The following is a 17,758-nucleotide window of genomic DNA, read 5'->3' as shown; positions in this document are numbered from 1 at the left end:
TAATCAGATCAATCGATATATTTAATACTTAAAAAAAGAAAGATGTTAGGAAAACCCGATAAGTTTAAAAATTTTTCAAAAGTATTGAGAATAAAAAAAAGCTGTTTAACTTATACATATAATCGATAAAAATGCCTGTAAGGCTAGATCTTAATCCCGTACTAGAAAGACCAGAACTCAGAGAGACATTAGAAAGAGAAATAGTTAGAGCTAAAATAGATATTAACATAGCACTAAACGTTATAAGAGAACTGGTTAATACTGTATATTATCTTAACGATAAAGATTTGAATGATAGGGAATTTAGCTTGTACATATGGTCTCTTCTAGATTCCTATTTCGTGTTAGGGGATAGCAGTATTTATGAGAGAGTAAATGAATTATTAGATCAAAGAAAAATTGATCATGATGCATTATATATTCTAAAACTTTATGATATGACAAAGAATTTAGAGCTTATATATAAAGCAAAGAGAAAAATATTTGGAATTAAAGAGTTTTGGGCAGAGGATCTTCTTGCACTAGCAAAACTATCTTACACCTTAAAAGATTCCAGCATTCTATCTGAGGCTGTAAAGGTGTTATTAGGTGAGCTAGAGAAAATAGAGAAGAGAGGAGGAATTCAGAATATCAACGACATAGAAATCATGATGGCTTCCATAAAAGGTTTAGGTCAATTAATGCTAAATTATAAGAAAGATAATTCTGCAGTAGAGAAAATTAGATATTATGATGATAAGTACTTAGTTCCGATGTTTGAAATAATTAATGGAAGGCCTAATGTGCCTGAAAATCTTGATATGTTGCAGACAGTTGCAATAATAGCATGTTCTAAAAACGGTGTAGTATTTGCGGTTACTGGCGATCCTAAGTATTTATCTGGAACTTTAAGGCTATATAAATGGTATTTAGATCAAGTAATAAACGGCGGGATTACTAAAATGAGCGTGCGCCAAAGAATATGGGGGGCTATGATGCTCTCGAAAGTAACTTATTTTATCCAGGAAAGGAGATTTTTAGAGTAATAGATATGAAAGATTCGATAAGAAAAGATAATCTCATTTCCTATTTTTTGCTTCTTTTCGTAAATTCAGCATCAGCCCAGTATTTTTATTTACCTGTGTATTTTGAATATTATTTAAACGATGCAGAATACGCGTTTTTATTTTCCACCATAAATGTAACACTTAGGGCAATAATTTCCCCTTTTGCAGCCGAGTTACTAAAGAATAAACCTAAATTAATGGTCAGTCTAGCCTTTGCTTATCAAGTAGTCTTCTCACTAATCCTTTTCTACAAATTACTTCCTCCTAATCTTCTTGTTATTGTGGTAATAGCCACCATAAATGCAGTAGCTACTTCTCTCCTGCTTTTCTTGAACGCTATCTTTTTCTCTTACTCAGAGCCTACTATCTTTTCTAGATATCAGAGAGCTAATGTTTTTATTTCATCCAAATTTACAGGTTATGTAGTAGGAAGTGTAGTATCAATACTAATCCTCTTTTTCTTAAATAGTATACATTTCCTGTTTCTTGCTTCAGCAACAATTTGGTTAATTTCTATCCCTATAATATTTACTTTACATACTAGAAATGCTAGGATTAACAAGCCTAATATTCTAGAAATAAAAAGAGTATTCACAAATTTCTCTCCCCTACTTCTTCTCTCATTCATGTTTAGCATGTCTTTAGCTACAATGGGTGGACTCATGGAACCACTTATTTTTAATAACATAAATGCAGTGGGTTGGTTTAGTATATCTTTTATACTCGCTAACGTATTAGGCTCTATAGTCCCATTATACTTTCCTAAAAGTAAAGCATTTATTGGTATAGTCTTTGGCATGACTGTTTCTACGCTGACAGAATTTTTATTCCCCATAACTCCTCAGTTGTACCTATTGGTTATTTACGGCGTACTTTCTCAAGTGGGAAACTCGTTGGTCTGGCCCGCTATGATAGCTAAAATAATGTCAAGATCTGAATACCCAGTTCTAGAAAGTGGTATCCTAACTACGATTACGGATATGTCTACGTTGATTGCTAACAGTTTCGCTGTTCTCTTATTCCCTGAATTCAACGTCTTCACCTTAAGCCTATTTAGTGTGATTAACTTGGCAGTATGGATAATTTATTTCTTAAAAGAGAAAACAGTCTTAGAGGATAAGCCGGGCTGATTTGCGTCTCAAGTGTTATATGAGAGTGAGCTAATAGGTAAATTATATTTCCTAACTTGCTTTTTCCTTCATTACAATAACCTCATCCATGTTTATGTTATAGGCCTTACTTAATCTATTGTCGACATTTATTAGAACCTTTATCAGCTCCGGCTCTTCTACATTCTTCTTTAACTTGATTATATCTCTCCCTTTCTTGACACTGAGGAGGGGAGGTTCTTAGTTTCAAATCCAGGCCGCTGCACTATTTTTACATGAATTGAAAGGATTTCTCTAGTCATAGAACTTTACGCGAGTAAAGGCTGAGAGAAAAGTTGGTAACGGGTATATATCAGAAGTTGATAATATATAGTGTAGAACTGACAACGGAACAAAAGAGACAACTACTCAAGAGAGCAGTAGAACTTCTAGGTTACCCAAAGCTTACTCAAATTACTAATAGGAGTAAGAAACAATTGTACTTGTATGTTAGGGGCTATGATAAAAGGGGGAAAGAGATTGAGCCCCATGATGAAGTCGTCACAGAGGTAATGAAGGCGTTACCAGTTGATGAAGTTGTAAAGATCGTTCATGGCATAAACTATACTGATGTTCCCCTTCAGATATTTTGAGGGTAATAATGAAAGCGTCAAAAGACCCTAGCTTTCTCAATATCTTCTTATTCTTCTTGCACAAGTACTTTGGTGACTTAGTGAAGGAAACGGTGAAGGAATATATTGCACACAAGATGACATTCGGCTCTTTGAAAAGATATTGAAAGAGACTAAGGGCTAGGGATACTTGGAAAAGGCATATAAATTACTTAAGCCATGCCTTGGCTGACCTAAACTACACACTAACTCCTGAAGGCCTAAAAGAGTACATTCTAGACCTTTCCGCATAAAACTTAGGTAGGGCTAGGCATAATGCAAAAGCCCTCAAACTTTTCATTAAAGAAGTGATTAAGCTAAAGGATATTAACTTAGCTAGAATACTCTATGACTCGTTCAAAATACCTAAGCAGAAACCTAAGTATAAGCCTATCAATCTAACTATTGATATTTCTTAAAAAGATAATTTATAGTATTGAAGATCTGGGCGCCTAGGCATTCTTCCTAGTCTTAGCTGAAACTGGTCTTAGAACTGGTGAAGTGCTTTCGCTTACACTAGACCAAGTCGACTTAGAACACAGAGTGATTAAGTTGATGAAAGAGAGTGAAACTAAACGCGCTTACGTAACATTCTTACACGAAAACACTGCTAAGTGGTTGAAAGAGGTGTATTTGCCATATCGTGGCAATTTCGTATCGCGTTATTAAGAGAGCGTGAAGAAGTTAGCTGAGGCAAACCCAGATCTAGGAATTGACGTCACGTCTTGGCTAAACAAGTTCTTTCCGTTTAATGGATACTCACTCAGGTTTGAGATTAAAAAGGCTATGAAGAAAGTACTAGGCAAAGAGTTCAGGCTATACGACTTACGCTCTTTCTTTGCCTCATACATGATCAAGAATGGTGTCTCGCCTATGATAGTAAATATAATGCAGGGTAGAGTCCCACCACAACAGTTTAGGATCCTATAAGATCACTACTTTGTTATATCTGAAGAGGAATTAAGGCAAACTTATGAGAAATACGCTCCAAGACTTTGGGAAGAGGAAAAATAGTAGAAAAGCTGCGTTTATTGTTTTTCTTTTCACCGGCGCTCTGGGGGTCTGACGATTAGCTTTTACTAAACTAGTGAGATAAAAAGTGGCAAATTTAGACACTGGTGACTAAAAAACAAGAGAAGAAGGTCAGGCTTTAGGGGTCAGACTGAGCTGAGAAAAGGATCCTATATTATGATATAGACTTACTGGGATTCTGGGAATCTAAGTGTATAGTCAAAAGGTAGGCATTTGGGCGTGTATTCAAGGGGGTTTTTACGAGTCTAAAGCAAAAAATCGTTAGCGTTATATTAAATGTCTTTTAACGGCGAGTAGGCTAAAGAGAGCGATTGGCGTTAAGCGAGAAAGGGCAATAGGCTAAAAATGCTGGCTAAAGAATCTATGGTAAAACCACACTTTATCTGATAGTTTGACTTTAAGTTAGTAAACATAAAACGTTACAATAAGTTAGGAAAATAATTTATAAATTAAAAACAACTATTTAATTTAAAAATTCCTATTAGTACTGTCTATCATTCTCTTTTTCTAACTTATATTTGTGCTAAAATATTTATTAATATCATATGAATTTAACGGAATTTTAGATATATCGATATACAGAGCTTAAATACTGTTTCTTAGTTAATAAAACTATATTTTGCTAAAACTTTTATCTTTAATCTTTAAAACGTTATTCATAGAATTTATATAATGTTAAAATAGTAATATTAATTAAAATTTATAAAGAGTCAAAACGTTAAGTATTATGTGGAGGGATACACTAGATCAGATATAATAAAAGTGGCTACTTTAAGTACTATAGGCACAACGATAGAATGGTATGATTTTTTCATATCTGCAACTGCTGCCTCAACAGTTTGGCCATATATTTATTTTAATTCTCAAAATGTTGGTGTAGCTCTTTTATACTCTTTATTAATATTCAGTACCGGTTTTTTAGATAGACCAATCGGTGCAATAATTTTTGGAAATATAGGTGATAAAAGAGGTAGAAAAGAAACTCTTGTATATACTTTGCTTTTAATGGGTCTAGGTACTCTAGGTATAGGTCTAACTCCACCTTATTTGTCAACAGGTTCGTGGCCAGGAATAGGTATCTTTGCACCAATCTTATTGATAATATTTAGATTATTGCAGGGCTTAGCTGTTGGTGGAGAATGGGGCGGAGCTTCAACAATAGTGACTGAATATGCTGCAAAAAGTAAATATAGGGCTTTCTGGGCTAGCTGGGTTCAGCAAGGCGTTCCATTAGGGATTATAGCTGCTAGCGTCGCATTCATAGCATTACAAGTCAGTTTTCCTGGTAAAGCATTTTTTGATTGGGGATGGAGAATCGCTTATTATATAGGCGCAGCGATCTTACTGATTGGTGCATTGATTAGATATAGAGTGTTAGAGAGTCCTGTGTTCAAAAAAATTATTCAGAAAAGAGCTATTTTAAATATTCCTTTTGCTAGGCTTATAAAGAATGAATGGAGAACTGTTCTACTACTAGCATTAGGCTGGGCTTATAATAATGCTTTATTTTACGTAATTATAAGTTTCGTTCAATATTATATCATTGCCTTAGGATTTCCTCAATCTTTTCCGCAAGAATTAATATTAATTGCGAGTATAATGGGAATGTTCCTAATTATTCTCGGTGCTATCCTTGCTGATAGAGTAGGAAGGAAACCAGTTATTATTATCTCGACATTAGTATCGAGTATATTAATCTTTGTATTTTTTATGTTACTGAATACTAAAGATATCGGATTAATGTTTTTAGGATCAATATTAATATCAACCGGATACTTAGGTTATGCAGTATACTCTGCGTTCTTCTCTGAGCAATTTCCTACAAGATACAGATACTCCGGTTCATCATTTAGCTACCATTTATCTACTCCTATTTCTGGAGGATTAGCACCAGTGATAGCAAGTTACATTTACGCACTATTTAATAATAATTATCTACTCGCATGGCCTTACATAGCACTGATGGTATTTATTTATGGAGTAATCTCTGCTATAGTTATTTCATTAACTAAAGAAACAGTAAGAATTGAACTTGAAGAAGAGTGAGATATTTTAGAACTTTTATTTTTTCTAACCTAATTTTTTCTCATTTTCACAAAGGTTTTTAAAATATAGTTTTCTTGGTAGAATATCCTATCCTTCTTATAGTTTCTTAGTAAACTTCTAAAAATTTTCATGATTCATAGTGATAATAAATATGAAATCAAAACTTATAGTTAAAGTGCAACTTTAGAGTACAACATTAGTTTATTTGTTCATTATAAATATGAGGAACGTTAAAGGTTTGTACATATATAATATGAGTGGTGAGGTAGGAAATTTATATTAATCATTTAATCCGGACAATTGAAATTTATATTAAATTGATATAGATGAAAATGGGGGTGTGGGTATCCCCCACAGCGGACCCGCCGGGATTTGAACCCGGGACCACCAGTTCCGGAGACTGGCACTCTGTCCTGGCTAAGCTACGGGTCCATCTAAATTCATCTAAGTATATTATGAATATATAACCTTAGTCTAAAAATTGCTTATAATCACGATAAATAATAAAGTGTTAAGAGAACCTTAATACTATTATATGGTTTCTTATCAAATATCAGTTTGCAACGTGAATGTTTTAATTTTATTAGTATGAACATACATCTATATATTAGCATTATATTCGTAATTGGTTTTTAGCAGGTTAATTTTATAAGTAATATAATAGTGTCTTGATGTGGTGGATGTTTTGGTATTTGAGGAGGATTGGGAAGAGGAATTTGAGGAGTTCGAGGAAGAGGAAGATTGGGAAGAAGAGGAAGATTGGGAAGAAGAATGGTAATTTAAGATTTTTTAAGCTATAAATATTTTTACTAAAGCGTGATGAACCTGTGAGAGTTGCTGTAATAAATTATGATTATTGTAAACCTGATAAATGCAGACTAGAATGTATAGCTTTTTGCCCTATTAATAAATCAGGTAGCAAAGCCATTGAGTTATCAGAGATAGTGAAAGGTAAACCAATTATTTATGAGGAGACATGTATTGGTTGCGGAATATGTATTAAGAAATGTCCATTCGATGCCATAGATATCGTAAACCTACCCGACGAGTATGGGAAAGATGAAACGCATAGATACAAGGTAAATGGATTTAAGTTATTTGGTATGATAACGCCTAAAAAAGGAAGTATAATTGGGATATTAGGTAAAAATAGTACAGGTAAGTCTACTATTTTGAGGATATTAAGCGGGGAGTTAATACCTAACTTTGGAAATCCACAAGAGGTATTAACTAAAGATCAAGTATTGGATAGGTTTAAGGGAAAGGAAATTTATAATTATTTTCAATCATTGTATAATAATAAACTGAAAGTAGTGCATAAAATACAATACGTGGAATATGCTAGCAAGTATCTAAAGGGAAGTGTGAAAGATCTGTTGACTAAAGTAGATCAAAGAGGAAAAATTGATGAAGTAAAGTCAATGCTAAACTTAACACCTTTTTGGGAAAAGGACGTAAGTGTCCTAAGTGGTGGAGAACTTCAAAAACTTTTGGTTTCAGCTTCATTATTGAGAGATGCTGACGTATATCTGTTTGATGAACCTTCCTCATATTTGGATATTAGGGAGAGAATAAATTTAGCTATAGCAATAAGAGAGTTAACTAAAGGAAGATACACTATAGTTGTTGAGCACGATTTAATAGTCCTAGATTATTTGGCGGATGTCATTCATATAATATATGGTAAAAGCTCAGTATATGGTAGAGTATCAAAAAGCTATAGTTCCAGGGTTGGGATAAATAACTTTTTACATGGTTATTTACCTGCAGAAAATATTCAAATTAGATCAGATGCAATTAAATTTAATTTACGTGAGTTAACTGAATTAGATCTCAACCCACATGCAGTTACAAAAGTTATTTGGACGGCAATGGAAAAACAACTAAATGGATTCTCGTTAAGTATTGAGGAAGGAAATGCAAGAGAGGGGGAGATTATAGGTATAGTAGGACCTAATGGAATAGGTAAAACGACTTTTATGAGAATATTAGTTTCTGAAATAACTCCTGATCATGGTAATGTACTAACTGAAGGTTTAACGTTATCTTATAAGCCTCAGAGACTAGCTCCTAATTATGAAGGTACTGTTCAGGAATACCTAGAAAACGTAAGAAAGGATATTTTGTCCTCGTCATCTTGGTTCTTTGAAGAGGTCATAAAGAGATTAAATTTACACAGAATATTAGAGTCAAATGTAAGGGATCTAAGTGGAGGGGAGTTGCAAAAATTATATGTAGCAGGAGCTTTGGCAAAAGAGGCTGACATATATGTTATTGATGAACCGTCTTCATATTTGGATGTGGAGGAAAGGTATATAGTTGCTAAAGCAATAAAACGAGTTAGTAGAGAGAGGAAAAGTGTTACATTTGTTGTAGATCATGATTTAGCAATTCATGACTATATAGCTGATAGAATTATGGTATTTTCTGGTGTTCCTGGATCTAAGGGAATAGCTAGATCTCCTCAAAGCTTAGCAACGGGAATGAACCAATTCCTAAAAGAATTGGGCATTACATTCAGGAGGGATTCAGATAGCGGAAGACCCAGAGTTAACAAATTTGGAAGCTATCTTGATAGGTTGCAAAAGGAAACCGGAGAATATTATTCTATGAAAATCTCTAGGGAAGAGGAATCTACATAAAACTTATATTATTTTAAGGTAAAAAATGGGTAATGAAAACAACAATTAGTGTAATAAAAGCAGATATAGGTAGTTTAGCCGGACATCATGTTGTACATCCAGATACTATGGCAGCAGCAAGTAAAGTTCTAGCTGAAGCTAAGAGTCAAAGTCTACTTATAGATTATTATATAACTCACGTGGGTGATGACCTAGAGCTCATAATGACTCATACTAGAGGAGAACTGGATACTAAGGTTCATGAAACTGCTTGGAACGCTTTTAAAGAAGCAGCAAAGGTTGCAAAGGAGTTAGGTTTATACGCAGCTGGTCAGGATCTTTTATCAGACTCCTTCTCAGGAAATGTTAGAGGGCTAGGACCAGGCGTAGCTGAGATAGAAGTAGAGGAAAGACCGTCAGAGCCTATAGCTATATTTATGGCAGATAAGACAGAACCTGGAGCCTTTAACTTACCTCTATATAAAATGTTTGCAGACCCATTTAACACGCCAGGTCTTGTAATAGATCCGACTATGCATAACGGATTCAAATTTGAAGTTCTAGATGTATATCAGGGAGAAGCAGTTGTGTTAAACGCTCCTCAAGAGCTTTATGATCTACTAGCCTTAATCGGAACTCCGTCAAGATATGTAATTAGAAGAATATATAGAAGTGAGGATAACCTTTTAGGAGCTGTAGTATCTATAGAAAGATTAAATTTGATTGCAGGAAAGTATGTAGGAAAAGACGATCCGGTAACCATAGTTAGATTGCAACATGGTTTGCCTGCATTAGGTGAAGCTCTAGAGGCATTTACACTACCTCACCTTGTTCCTGGTTGGATGAGAGGTAGTCACTATGGTCCTCTTATTCCAGTATCTCAGAGAGATGCTAGGGCTACCAGATTTGATGGTCCTCCAAGGCTTATAGGGTTAGGTTTTAACGTTAAAAATGGAAAGTTGGTAGGTCCATCAGATTTATTTGATGATCCTGCTTTTGATGAAGTTAGAAGATTAGCAAATACCATAACAGATTACATGAGAAGGCATGGTCCATTTATGCCTCATAGATTGGAGCCTACTGAAATGGAATATACAACTCTGCCAATTATACTTGAAAAATTGAGGTCTAGGTTTAAAAAAGAGAGCGATGTGTATAAGGTAAAAGAAAGTATATATTCAAAAGAAAAAAGCGGACCATCAGGAGATTAAATTTTTAGCTGTTTTTATTTATCTATTATATATAAGGTGTTATCGATGGGTAATGTATACACGAAAGATATAAAAAGAGTTGCAAGAGAGCTTTATGATAAATTTAAAGATCAAGCGTCAGACAAATATGACGATAATAAAAAACTAGTAGATGAATATGTGAATGTAAGCTCTAAAAAAGTTAAGAATAGAATAGCAGGATATCTAACACGATATGTTAAAATTTCTAAGAATAAAGTGGAAGCTCAAGAAGCAAGTGAAGAATTAGAGGAAGATTTAGAGAGTGAAACATAAGAATGAGTGTGAAGATAAGGCTAAAAGGTCCTCTGGCGACAAGGTTAGGAAGAGACGAATTTGTTATTTCTCTGAAAGCTGATAATTTATTAGATATCTTAAAAGAGTTGGATAAGGAAGAAAAGCTATTAATTAATGGTAATAAGATAAGATCTGGATATATTTTATTAATAAATGGTATAGACTATAGATTATTAAATGGTAAGTTAAAGGACGGAGACGTAGTAGATATTTTACCAATAAATCATGGTGGCTAAGACGTATAAAATAATTAGTATAGATATGAAAGATCAATCTGATTTGAAGAAATTCATATATGTAGATGAAAGGTGTGTTTCACAAGTTTTACGCGAATTACCAGATGAAGCATTTATTTCTCATGCATGCGAATTATATAAATATTTAATTCAGTATAAAAATATTAGAATAAAATCTAGGACTGTATTGTTTTTACTTTTATTACTAGGTACAGATAATATTTCAAAGGCACTTAACATTATGAAAGAGAAACCATCGGGAACCATGTACCAAATAATTTGCTGCAACACGGAAAAAGGTCATGTAAATAAAAGCTTTAATTTAAACAAAAAATTAAGGGAGCTACTTTCGGAGAATGCTATACATTCATTAGAGTGGCTCTCATAAATAAGTAGTTACTCTTTAGCATGAAAAATAGACTACCTGCTGTAATTTTGCTATTTGCAGGTATTTTCGTTCTGTTAAACTCATTGAATATTATAACATTCTCTAGATTATTTCTCGTTTTAATCTCTGCATTCCTTATTCTATTTATTCTAGTCTTATTTCTTTTTAGTAAATATAAGTTATTTACTAAAACTAAAAATATAATTTTAAATTTTGAGATTAAAAATTCAATAAATAAAATAAACATAAATGGAAAAACCATTGCATATATAGGATTTAAGTTAGTAGGTAAGAAGAATGTAAACGATCAACAGTTAGACTACTCTGAAGAGTTAAAACAGTTAGTTGAAACAATAAGTAGACATAAGGATAGAAGGTTAAAGATAGTTATACTTACGTCTTTTGATCCACTCCCTGGTAGCGGTATTGCTTTTTATACAGAGGTCGATAGTTCGTATAAAGATGAGGACTTCATCAAAGAAGTGAATACTTTAAAGAACATGTTAGAAAGTGTTGCACCACATATATCACTTGAAATTTCTCAAGTTAATCTGAATATGTTTGTTCCACTCATGAAAGTCACTGGAGCGTTGATTTATAACGGTTATGTATTTGAGAAAAGATACACTATACCTGATTCGGAAATATTATTACAAAATCATGACATAGAATTAGGGGAAGTTATAAATAATTATGGAATACAAACAGGCTTTAATTCTAAAGACGTTCTTAGACATATAAGTATCTTTGGGTCAACTGGTAGTGGTAAGACAAATAGTGCAGCTCTTATTAGCAAAGAGTTATTAAAAAAGGGTTTTGATGTAGTAATTTTAGATTGGCATGGCGAATACAAGCATATATTACCAGAGTTTAAGGTTTATTCTAGAAGAAATATTTTAACACTGAATCCCATACCTTTAGATGAGCAAGATACTGAAGATATTATTGATATATTTAAGGATACCTTAGAGTTAACTGAACCTCAATCGTTTATATTATATTTAGTAATAGAACAACTGAAAAGATACAGGAAGTTAGATACAGATACTCTAAAGATAATTTTAGAAAGTATACAAACCGACTCTTACATGATAAGAGATATAAAATTTGCATTAGGTAGAAAGCTATATCTTTTAACTACTCCACTCGCAAGAAAGCTATTTTCACTTGATACAGGTTATACTTATTATGATATAGGAGAGAAGCTATCAGGAGGTAATATAATAGATTTAAGCTTCATATATAATCTGAAACTTAGAAGATTGTATTCATTATTTATGATGAAATTTCTGTTTACGTTTTATGAGAGATCAAATAATTCAGATAGGAAAATATTATTAGTAATAGAGGAAGCCCATAATTACTTTAACAATAAGAATGAGATGCTAAAGAGAGCGTTGCAGGAGATAAGAAAGTATAATGTAAGTCTTTGCATAATAACGCAGTCTCCTTCTAGTATAGATGAAGAAGTAATAAAGAACACTAATATTAAAATAATTCACACAATTAAGTCTAATATAGATAAACGTATCATATCAGACTCATTAAGTTTAGATAAGGATCAACTACAACTCTTGGATAAACTTGATGTAGGAGAAGCTATTCTAGTTTCTCCTAATATTAGATCGCACAGTATAATAAAGGTAAAAAAAGTTACTTAGTCTTCTTCTTTACCTTTTTCAGACTCTTTCTTTTCTCCCGTCTTTCCTTCGCTCTTCTTACCAGCTGAGATCAAATCATCTATTCTTAAGATTAATGTGGATGCCTCAGTTGCTGCCTTTATTGCGTTCATTTTGACTACTGCAGGCTCAATGACACCTAATGACCACATGTCTTGAATCTGTCCTGTATATACATTTATTCCGTGCCACTTGTTTGTCTCATTCTCATGAGCACTCCTGAGTTTTACTAATAATTCAATTGGATCGAATCCGCCATTCTCTATTAGTATCATAACTAAACTCTCTAAAGCATTTGCGTATGCTTCTATTGCTAATTGCTCTTTTCCTCCTACTTGTGGAGCATATTTCCTCAACCTTTTAGCTATTTCAGTTTCTACAGCTCCACCACCTGCTATGGCTCTCCCGTCCCTAACTACATCTGCAACTGTTCCTAAGGCATCTCTTAATGCTCTTTCTGTCTCGTCTACAACTCTCTCTAAGCCACCTCTGATTAAGATACTAACAGCCTTGGGATTCTTGGCTCCTTCTATGAAGACCATTTTATCTTCTCCAATTTTCCTCTCTTCAACAAGTGTTGCGTATCCTAGATCTTGTGATGTTAATTCGTCAATGTTAGATACAACTCTACCTCCTGTAGCTCTTGCCAATTTCTCTAGGTCACTCTTCTTTGCTCTTCTCACTGCTAGAATTCCCTTTTTGGCTAAATAATGCTGTGCTACTTCATCTATACCTTTCTGGCAAATAACTACATTAGCACCTGTCTGCGCAATTTTATCTACTTTTTCTTTTAATATGTTCTCTTCCTCATCAAGGAATTTCTTCATTTGCGTAGGATCATTGATCCTTATCTCTGCATCAAGTTCTGGTTTTTCAACTTCCAAAGAAGCATCTAATAATGCTATTTTTGCGTTTTCAACTCTCTTTGGCATACCAGGATGAACTACTTCTTTATCAACTATAATTCCATACACTATTTGTGTATCATTTATACTTCCGCCATGTTTCTTAACAATCTGAACGTTGTCTAAGTCAACATACCATTTATCTCCTCTTAATTCTGCTACTTGAGTTATGGCCTTTACAACTATATCAGCTAAATGTTCTCTTGCTCCCGCTACTGCTTTACTGCTTAGAGACGTAAGAGCAACTTTTCTTAGAATTTCAGTGTCGTTAACAGAAACTTTTGTTGAAATTTCTTCTATAGTCTTTATAGCCATTTCCTCTGCTTTTTTATAACCACTGACTATTATGGTTGGATGAATTTCCTTGTAAAGTAATTCCTCTGCTTTCTTTACTAATTCTCCTGAAAATATTACAGCAGTTTTAGTGCCGTCAGCAGTTTCTTCATCTTGACCCTTAGCTATCTGAACAAGTAGTTTAGCTGCTGGGTGCTGTAAATCCATCTTGTCTAATATAGTTGCACCATCGTTTGTAATTGTTATATCACCGAGACTGTCAACAAGCATTTTATCCATTCCTCTAGGTCCGTATGTTGTTTTTAGTGCCTCTTCTACTGCTTTTACCGCGGCTATGTTTATCCTGAGTGCCTCCTTACCATAAGTTCTACTTGATCCTTCTTTTAATATAATTACAGGAATACCCTCAGGTGTTGTAGCAACTGTAGCTGTAGCTGACATATGTTTCACCCGTCTGTGGTCTCATAAGAAGAGGTTATATAAAAATTTTTCCATCTATAAAAATCATTTTTACATCGTTTTTAACGTTTGGCTAGGTACTCTTTGTTCTAGTAGATTAATGACTTTTTCCATTATTATCATCTTTTCCTTACTGTTAAGTCTTCTTAGTATCTTGTTAAAATACTTGTTGCTTATCTCTAAATTATTCATAATTTTGTTAAAAGTTTTCTTATCGTAGAAATACATGGCTAATGCAACTTTGTATTTAATTGAAATATTATTCAAAATTGGAATAGTATCAATAATGTCATATACAAGTAATAGCTTTTCATTAAAATCCAAGTATTTTATAATTGTAGCACTAGAGGATCTAATTATTGCGTTATTATAATTTAATAATTTTCTACTTTTAGGAAGTTGTTTTTTTGATAGTTTACTATTAAATTTTATTATTTTATCAATTTTCTCAATTTTATCTTTATAAGTTAAAATTGTGACGTTAGTAAAAGTGGATTGTATTTTTATCATAATTTCATTATCGATATAGTTATGATCATCGTAGATCTTATCTAAAACTAATCCGCAATTACTACAAACTAAATTTCCGCACTTGTAATCCCATACTATTTCTCTACTTTTACACTCGGGACATTCCATAGAACAAAAAATCTCCTGAAAAATATTTTTACGTTGTTTGACAAATGTAGATACTCAGAGATAGATGACTGAAAGTACAAATATTGACAAATTTATAGTAATATCTGACCTTAAGAGTAGAGGCAAAAAACCTGTAGAATTAAATAACTATATTCTTATTAAAGATAACGAATACGTGGTAATGGTTCTTAACGAGAACAATAAAATAAACGCTAAAGAGCTAGAAAGATTTCTAAGCTTTTCATCAAAAATTAATAAAAACAGTGTTATAGCTGTTGTGGATAAATATGGTGATGTAACATATTATTTTTTATCCGAAGTAAGGCTAAATAAAAAATGAACTAGATTGAGCGAATTTGAACCAATTAGAGGTATGAAAGATTACTACGGCGAAGAGTTAAATAAAATAAAGTTTATTGAAGAGACGTTCAGGACTGTAGTGCTAAACTCAGGATATCAGGAAGTATATACACCTATTGTTGAGGATTTTAAATTGTTTTCACTCAAAAGTGGAGAAGAAATAAGAAAAACTATGTACGTATTCAAAGATAAGGCAGATAGAGAAGTCGCTTTAAGACCTGAGATTACTCCTAGTATAGTTAGAGTTTATCTAAACTCGATGCAGCATCTGCCCAAGCCATTGAGACTATTTTATGTGGGTCAAGTATACAGATATGATGAACCGCAATTTGGTCGTTACAGGGAATTTAGACAAGCCGGAGTTGAATTATTGGGTTCATCATCATCTTTTGCAGACATCGAGGTTATCAGCTTATTAAATGAAATATATGATTCATTAGGGCTTAAGGATAAAATCATAATAAAAATTAATAATATAGGAATTTATAGGGAAATATTCAATAAGGCTGGAATAACTGAGGAACAGCAGGAACATCTACTTCATCTTATAGATAAAGGAAAAGTAGATGATGCGCTTAAAGAATTTACTGACAATAATTATAAAGATCTGATAACATACTTAATATCATTAAAATTTGATAAACTAGAGTCTGATAAACTAGAAAGTTTAAGAAGAGAGGTTTCAAAATATAACTTTAATTTGGAGGGAGAAATAAATAAGCTTTCGTTTATAAGCGAAGTGCTTGAAGATCTTGGAGTTAAAATAAAAATAGATTTAGGTTTTGTGAGAGGTCTAGCCTATTATACTGGAGTAATATTTGAGGTAATTCACCCTGATGTAAGTTTTAGTATAGCTGGAGGAGGAAGGTATGACAATCTAGTGAGATTATATGGTGGGGCTGATACTCCAGCAATTGGATTTGCTATAGGTGTAGAGAGGACAGCATTAGTTATAAACAAAATTAAATCTGATCTACAAAGGAAAAAGATTGCTGTAATTCCTTTAATATCAACAAAGGATAGCTTAAGTTTAGCAATAAGGTTACTGAATATACTGAGGAAAAACAATATTATAGGTGTCTTAAACTTGAAAGACGTACCTCTTTCCAAATTAATGACATATTATGTGGAAGAAGGATATAACGCGATTGTATTGATAGGTAAGAAGGAATTGGAAGAAAATAGTATTACCATTAAGTTCCTTGAAAAAAGAGAGCAAAAAACTGTAAAGTTAGAGAAAATAGAGGATGTATTAATAAATAATTTAAGTTAATGCGAGGTTTGAATTAATAGGGGTCAAATTTGGAGGAATTACCCGCTACTGCTATAGGAATAAAGACCAAGGATGGTGTGGTATTAGCAGCAGAGAGAAGATTGAGTTATGGGGATTTTGTTTTAAGCAAATCAGCAAGAAAAGTATTTAAGCTTGGGAGATTTGGAATCGCAGGTGCAGGAATAGTAGGAGATATTCAAACTTTGACTAGGATAATGAATGTTGAAATAAAGTATTATGAGATGTATAATTCCAGAAAAATATCCGCAAGAGCTGCAGCTAAACTACTTTCAGTAATACTATACCAAAATAAAGTTCTTCCATATATATCAGAGTTATTGTTTGGAGGTGTTGATGAGGACGGTCCAAAACTATTCATACTTGATCCAATTGGCTCATTAATAGAAGATTCCTATGCTGCTGTAGGTTCTGGAGCACGTGTAGCTATAGGTGTACTTGAAGCCGAATACAATGAATCGCTTACTTCTGAAGCTGCAAAAGAATTAGCTATAAAATCTATGAAGTCAGCAGTCGAAAGAGATGTAATGTCTGGTGACGGTATAGATATATTAATCATAAACAAAAACAATATCTATGAAGATTTCATAAAAATTTAAGCCTTTTTCTTTACGCAATAATATACGTGATCCATCATTTTAAATAACTTACTGTTAATTAATCCATTTTTGCTTAAAATTTTAACAATCAAACCATACAGGGAGATTTCATCTATGAAACTTCCATCTTCTTGTTGCCTCTCAAGGAATAGGTAGCCGTGAGCACAGAAATCTTTTTCGCTATATTCAGGCTTTTCACGTGATATTATAAATGTGACCTCTTCATCCTTAGAAAATATACTAAGTTCTTTTGTTATATCAAACTCTATCTTCAGGTCATTATCACAATCCATCTTAACTACATATAAATTCTTTAATGCACCCTTTTCAATGGAAGATATTTTACAGGTTCCCTGCATCATTTCCTTCACAACTCTCTATCATAAAATACCACATCCACTGAATAATATTATTAACCATGTTAGTCATATCATAATATGTATGAGTGTAAGTAGAAGAATTTCGGGGGATCTAGGATCCTTACTGGATAAGACTATCATAGTCAAGCTAAACAATAACAAAGTATATTCAGGAGTTTTAAGCTCTTTTGAGGTCTCTCCATTCATGGTATCTCTACTCAATGCAAAAGACAATGACAATAACATGTACTATAAGGTAATAATTAATGGAAATATGATAACTGAAATTCTAGTTAAATCTGCACCCCTATTTGATCCCAGAGAGTTTGCAGATGTAATTACAAAAGAACTCAATTTAAGAACCACTGACATCAAAGTCTATGAAGAGGCTGGAGTAGTAACAATATTAGATAGGGTTAAGGTTACTGAAAATGGTGTTGAAGGTAGTGGTCCATTAGCTCAGAAGGTTTATGATATATTTAACTCCTATATTGATAAAAAGAAAAAAGGATCATGAAA

Annotated in this window: 15 protein-coding genes, 1 tRNA gene and 1 pseudogene; 13 read left to right on the top strand and 4 right to left on the bottom strand. The window is 33.0% G+C overall.

Annotated features, from left to right (window positions below):
- Positions 1–131 precede the first annotated feature (131 nt).
- The 4 genes and pseudogenes from SACI_RS03235 to SACI_RS03215 all read left to right on the top strand — a co-directional run bounded on the left by SACI_RS03235 (position 132) and on the right by SACI_RS03215 (position 5,883).
- A complete protein-coding gene (locus SACI_RS03235) occupies positions 132–1,025 on the top strand; it encodes a hypothetical protein (protein ID WP_011277564.1) in 894 nt (297 codons plus the stop codon).
- 5 nt (positions 1,026–1,030) lie between these two features.
- Positions 1,031–2,176: a hypothetical protein gene (locus SACI_RS03230; RefSeq protein WP_011277563.1), complete on the top strand. Its 1,146-nt coding sequence runs from the start codon at positions 1,031–1,033 to the stop codon at positions 2,174–2,176.
- Between the two features lie 344 nt (positions 2,177–2,520).
- Positions 2,521–3,819: pseudogene (locus SACI_RS12405) on the top strand (tyrosine-type recombinase/integrase).
- A 747-nt stretch (positions 3,820–4,566) separates the two neighbouring features.
- Complete coding sequence (locus tag SACI_RS03215; protein WP_011277560.1) at positions 4,567–5,883, top strand: MFS transporter; 1,317 nt, start codon at positions 4,567–4,569, stop codon at positions 5,881–5,883.
- A gap of 357 nt (positions 5,884–6,240) precedes the next feature.
- On the opposite strand, the gene SACI_RS03210 is transcribed toward SACI_RS03215, so the two are convergent.
- Positions 6,241–6,315 (bottom strand) — tRNA-Arg (locus SACI_RS03210).
- 395 nt (positions 6,316–6,710) lie between these two features.
- Here SACI_RS03210 and SACI_RS03205 point away from each other — a divergent pair.
- The 5 genes from SACI_RS03205 (at position 6,711) to SACI_RS03180 (ending at position 12,315) form a co-directional block, all read left to right on the top strand.
- Positions 6,711–8,525: a ribosome biogenesis/translation initiation ATPase RLI gene (locus SACI_RS03205; protein WP_011277558.1), complete on the top strand. Its 1,815-nt coding sequence runs from the start codon at positions 6,711–6,713 to the stop codon at positions 8,523–8,525.
- A gap of 32 nt (positions 8,526–8,557) precedes the next feature.
- Positions 8,558–9,715 carry a fructose-1,6-bisphosphate aldolase/phosphatase gene (fbp, locus tag SACI_RS03200; protein WP_011277557.1) on the top strand — a complete coding sequence of 386 codons (1,158 nt, stop codon included), beginning with the start codon at positions 8,558–8,560 and terminating at the stop codon, positions 9,713–9,715.
- A 45-nt stretch (positions 9,716–9,760) separates the two neighbouring features.
- Positions 9,761–10,009, top strand: coding sequence for a 30S ribosomal protein S17e (locus SACI_RS03195; protein ID WP_011277556.1), 249 nt, complete (start codon positions 9,761–9,763; stop codon positions 10,007–10,009).
- Between the two features lie 2 nt (positions 10,010–10,011).
- Positions 10,012–10,266, top strand: a complete 255-nt coding sequence (locus SACI_RS03190; RefSeq protein WP_011277555.1) for a MoaD/ThiS family protein — start codon at positions 10,012–10,014, stop codon at positions 10,264–10,266.
- Between the two features lie 408 nt (positions 10,267–10,674).
- Positions 10,675–12,315, top strand: coding sequence for an ATP-binding protein (locus SACI_RS03180; RefSeq protein ID WP_011277553.1), 1,641 nt, complete (start codon positions 10,675–10,677; stop codon positions 12,313–12,315).
- Here the strand turns inward: SACI_RS03180 and thsB are convergent.
- Both thsB and SACI_RS03170 read right to left on the bottom strand, forming a co-directional pair.
- Entirely contained in the window at positions 12,312–13,973 is a 1,662-nt protein-coding gene (gene thsB, locus SACI_RS03175; protein ID WP_011277552.1) for a thermosome subunit beta, read from the bottom strand. The two genes, SACI_RS03180 and thsB, sit on opposite strands and share 4 nt — an antisense overlap.
- Before the next feature lie 69 nt (positions 13,974–14,042).
- Positions 14,043–14,630: a TFIIB-type zinc ribbon-containing protein gene (locus SACI_RS03170; protein WP_011277551.1), complete on the bottom strand. Its 588-nt coding sequence runs from the start codon at positions 14,628–14,630 to the stop codon at positions 14,043–14,045.
- 64 nt (positions 14,631–14,694) lie between these two features.
- On the opposite strand from SACI_RS03170, the gene SACI_RS03165 reads away from it, so the two are divergent.
- From SACI_RS03165 to psmB, 3 genes are read left to right on the top strand one after another with little or no spacing between them, the layout of a single operon-like run.
- The gene (locus SACI_RS03165) at positions 14,695–14,970 is read left to right on the top strand and encodes a hypothetical protein (RefSeq protein WP_011277550.1); all 276 of its coding nucleotides are present in this window, start codon (positions 14,695–14,697) and stop codon (positions 14,968–14,970) included.
- 6 nt (positions 14,971–14,976) lie between these two features.
- Positions 14,977–16,263, top strand: a complete 1,287-nt coding sequence (gene hisS, locus SACI_RS03160; RefSeq protein WP_011277549.1) for a histidine--tRNA ligase — start codon at positions 14,977–14,979, stop codon at positions 16,261–16,263.
- A gap of 29 nt (positions 16,264–16,292) precedes the next feature.
- Positions 16,293–16,880, top strand: coding sequence for an archaeal proteasome endopeptidase complex subunit beta (psmB, locus tag SACI_RS03155; protein ID WP_011277548.1), 588 nt, complete (start codon positions 16,293–16,295; stop codon positions 16,878–16,880).
- On the opposite strand, the gene SACI_RS03150 is transcribed toward psmB, so the two are convergent.
- Entirely contained in the window at positions 16,877–17,242 is a 366-nt protein-coding gene (locus SACI_RS03150) for a DNA-directed RNA polymerase subunit G (RefSeq protein ID WP_048054424.1), read from the bottom strand. The genes psmB and SACI_RS03150 overlap by 4 nt on opposite strands.
- A gap of 79 nt (positions 17,243–17,321) precedes the next feature.
- Between SACI_RS03150 and SACI_RS03145 the strand changes: the two genes are divergently transcribed.
- Positions 17,322–17,756, top strand: a complete 435-nt coding sequence (locus SACI_RS03145; protein ID WP_011277546.1) for an Lsm family RNA-binding protein — start codon at positions 17,322–17,324, stop codon at positions 17,754–17,756.
- Positions 17,757–17,758 lie beyond the last annotated feature (2 nt).

It is taken from the genome of Sulfolobus acidocaldarius DSM 639 (genome assembly GCF_000012285.1).
In the GTDB taxonomy this organism is placed as follows: Archaea; Thermoproteota; Thermoprotei_A; order Sulfolobales; family Sulfolobaceae; genus Sulfolobus; species Sulfolobus acidocaldarius.
This window is presented reverse-complemented; position numbering and strand designations above follow the sequence as displayed.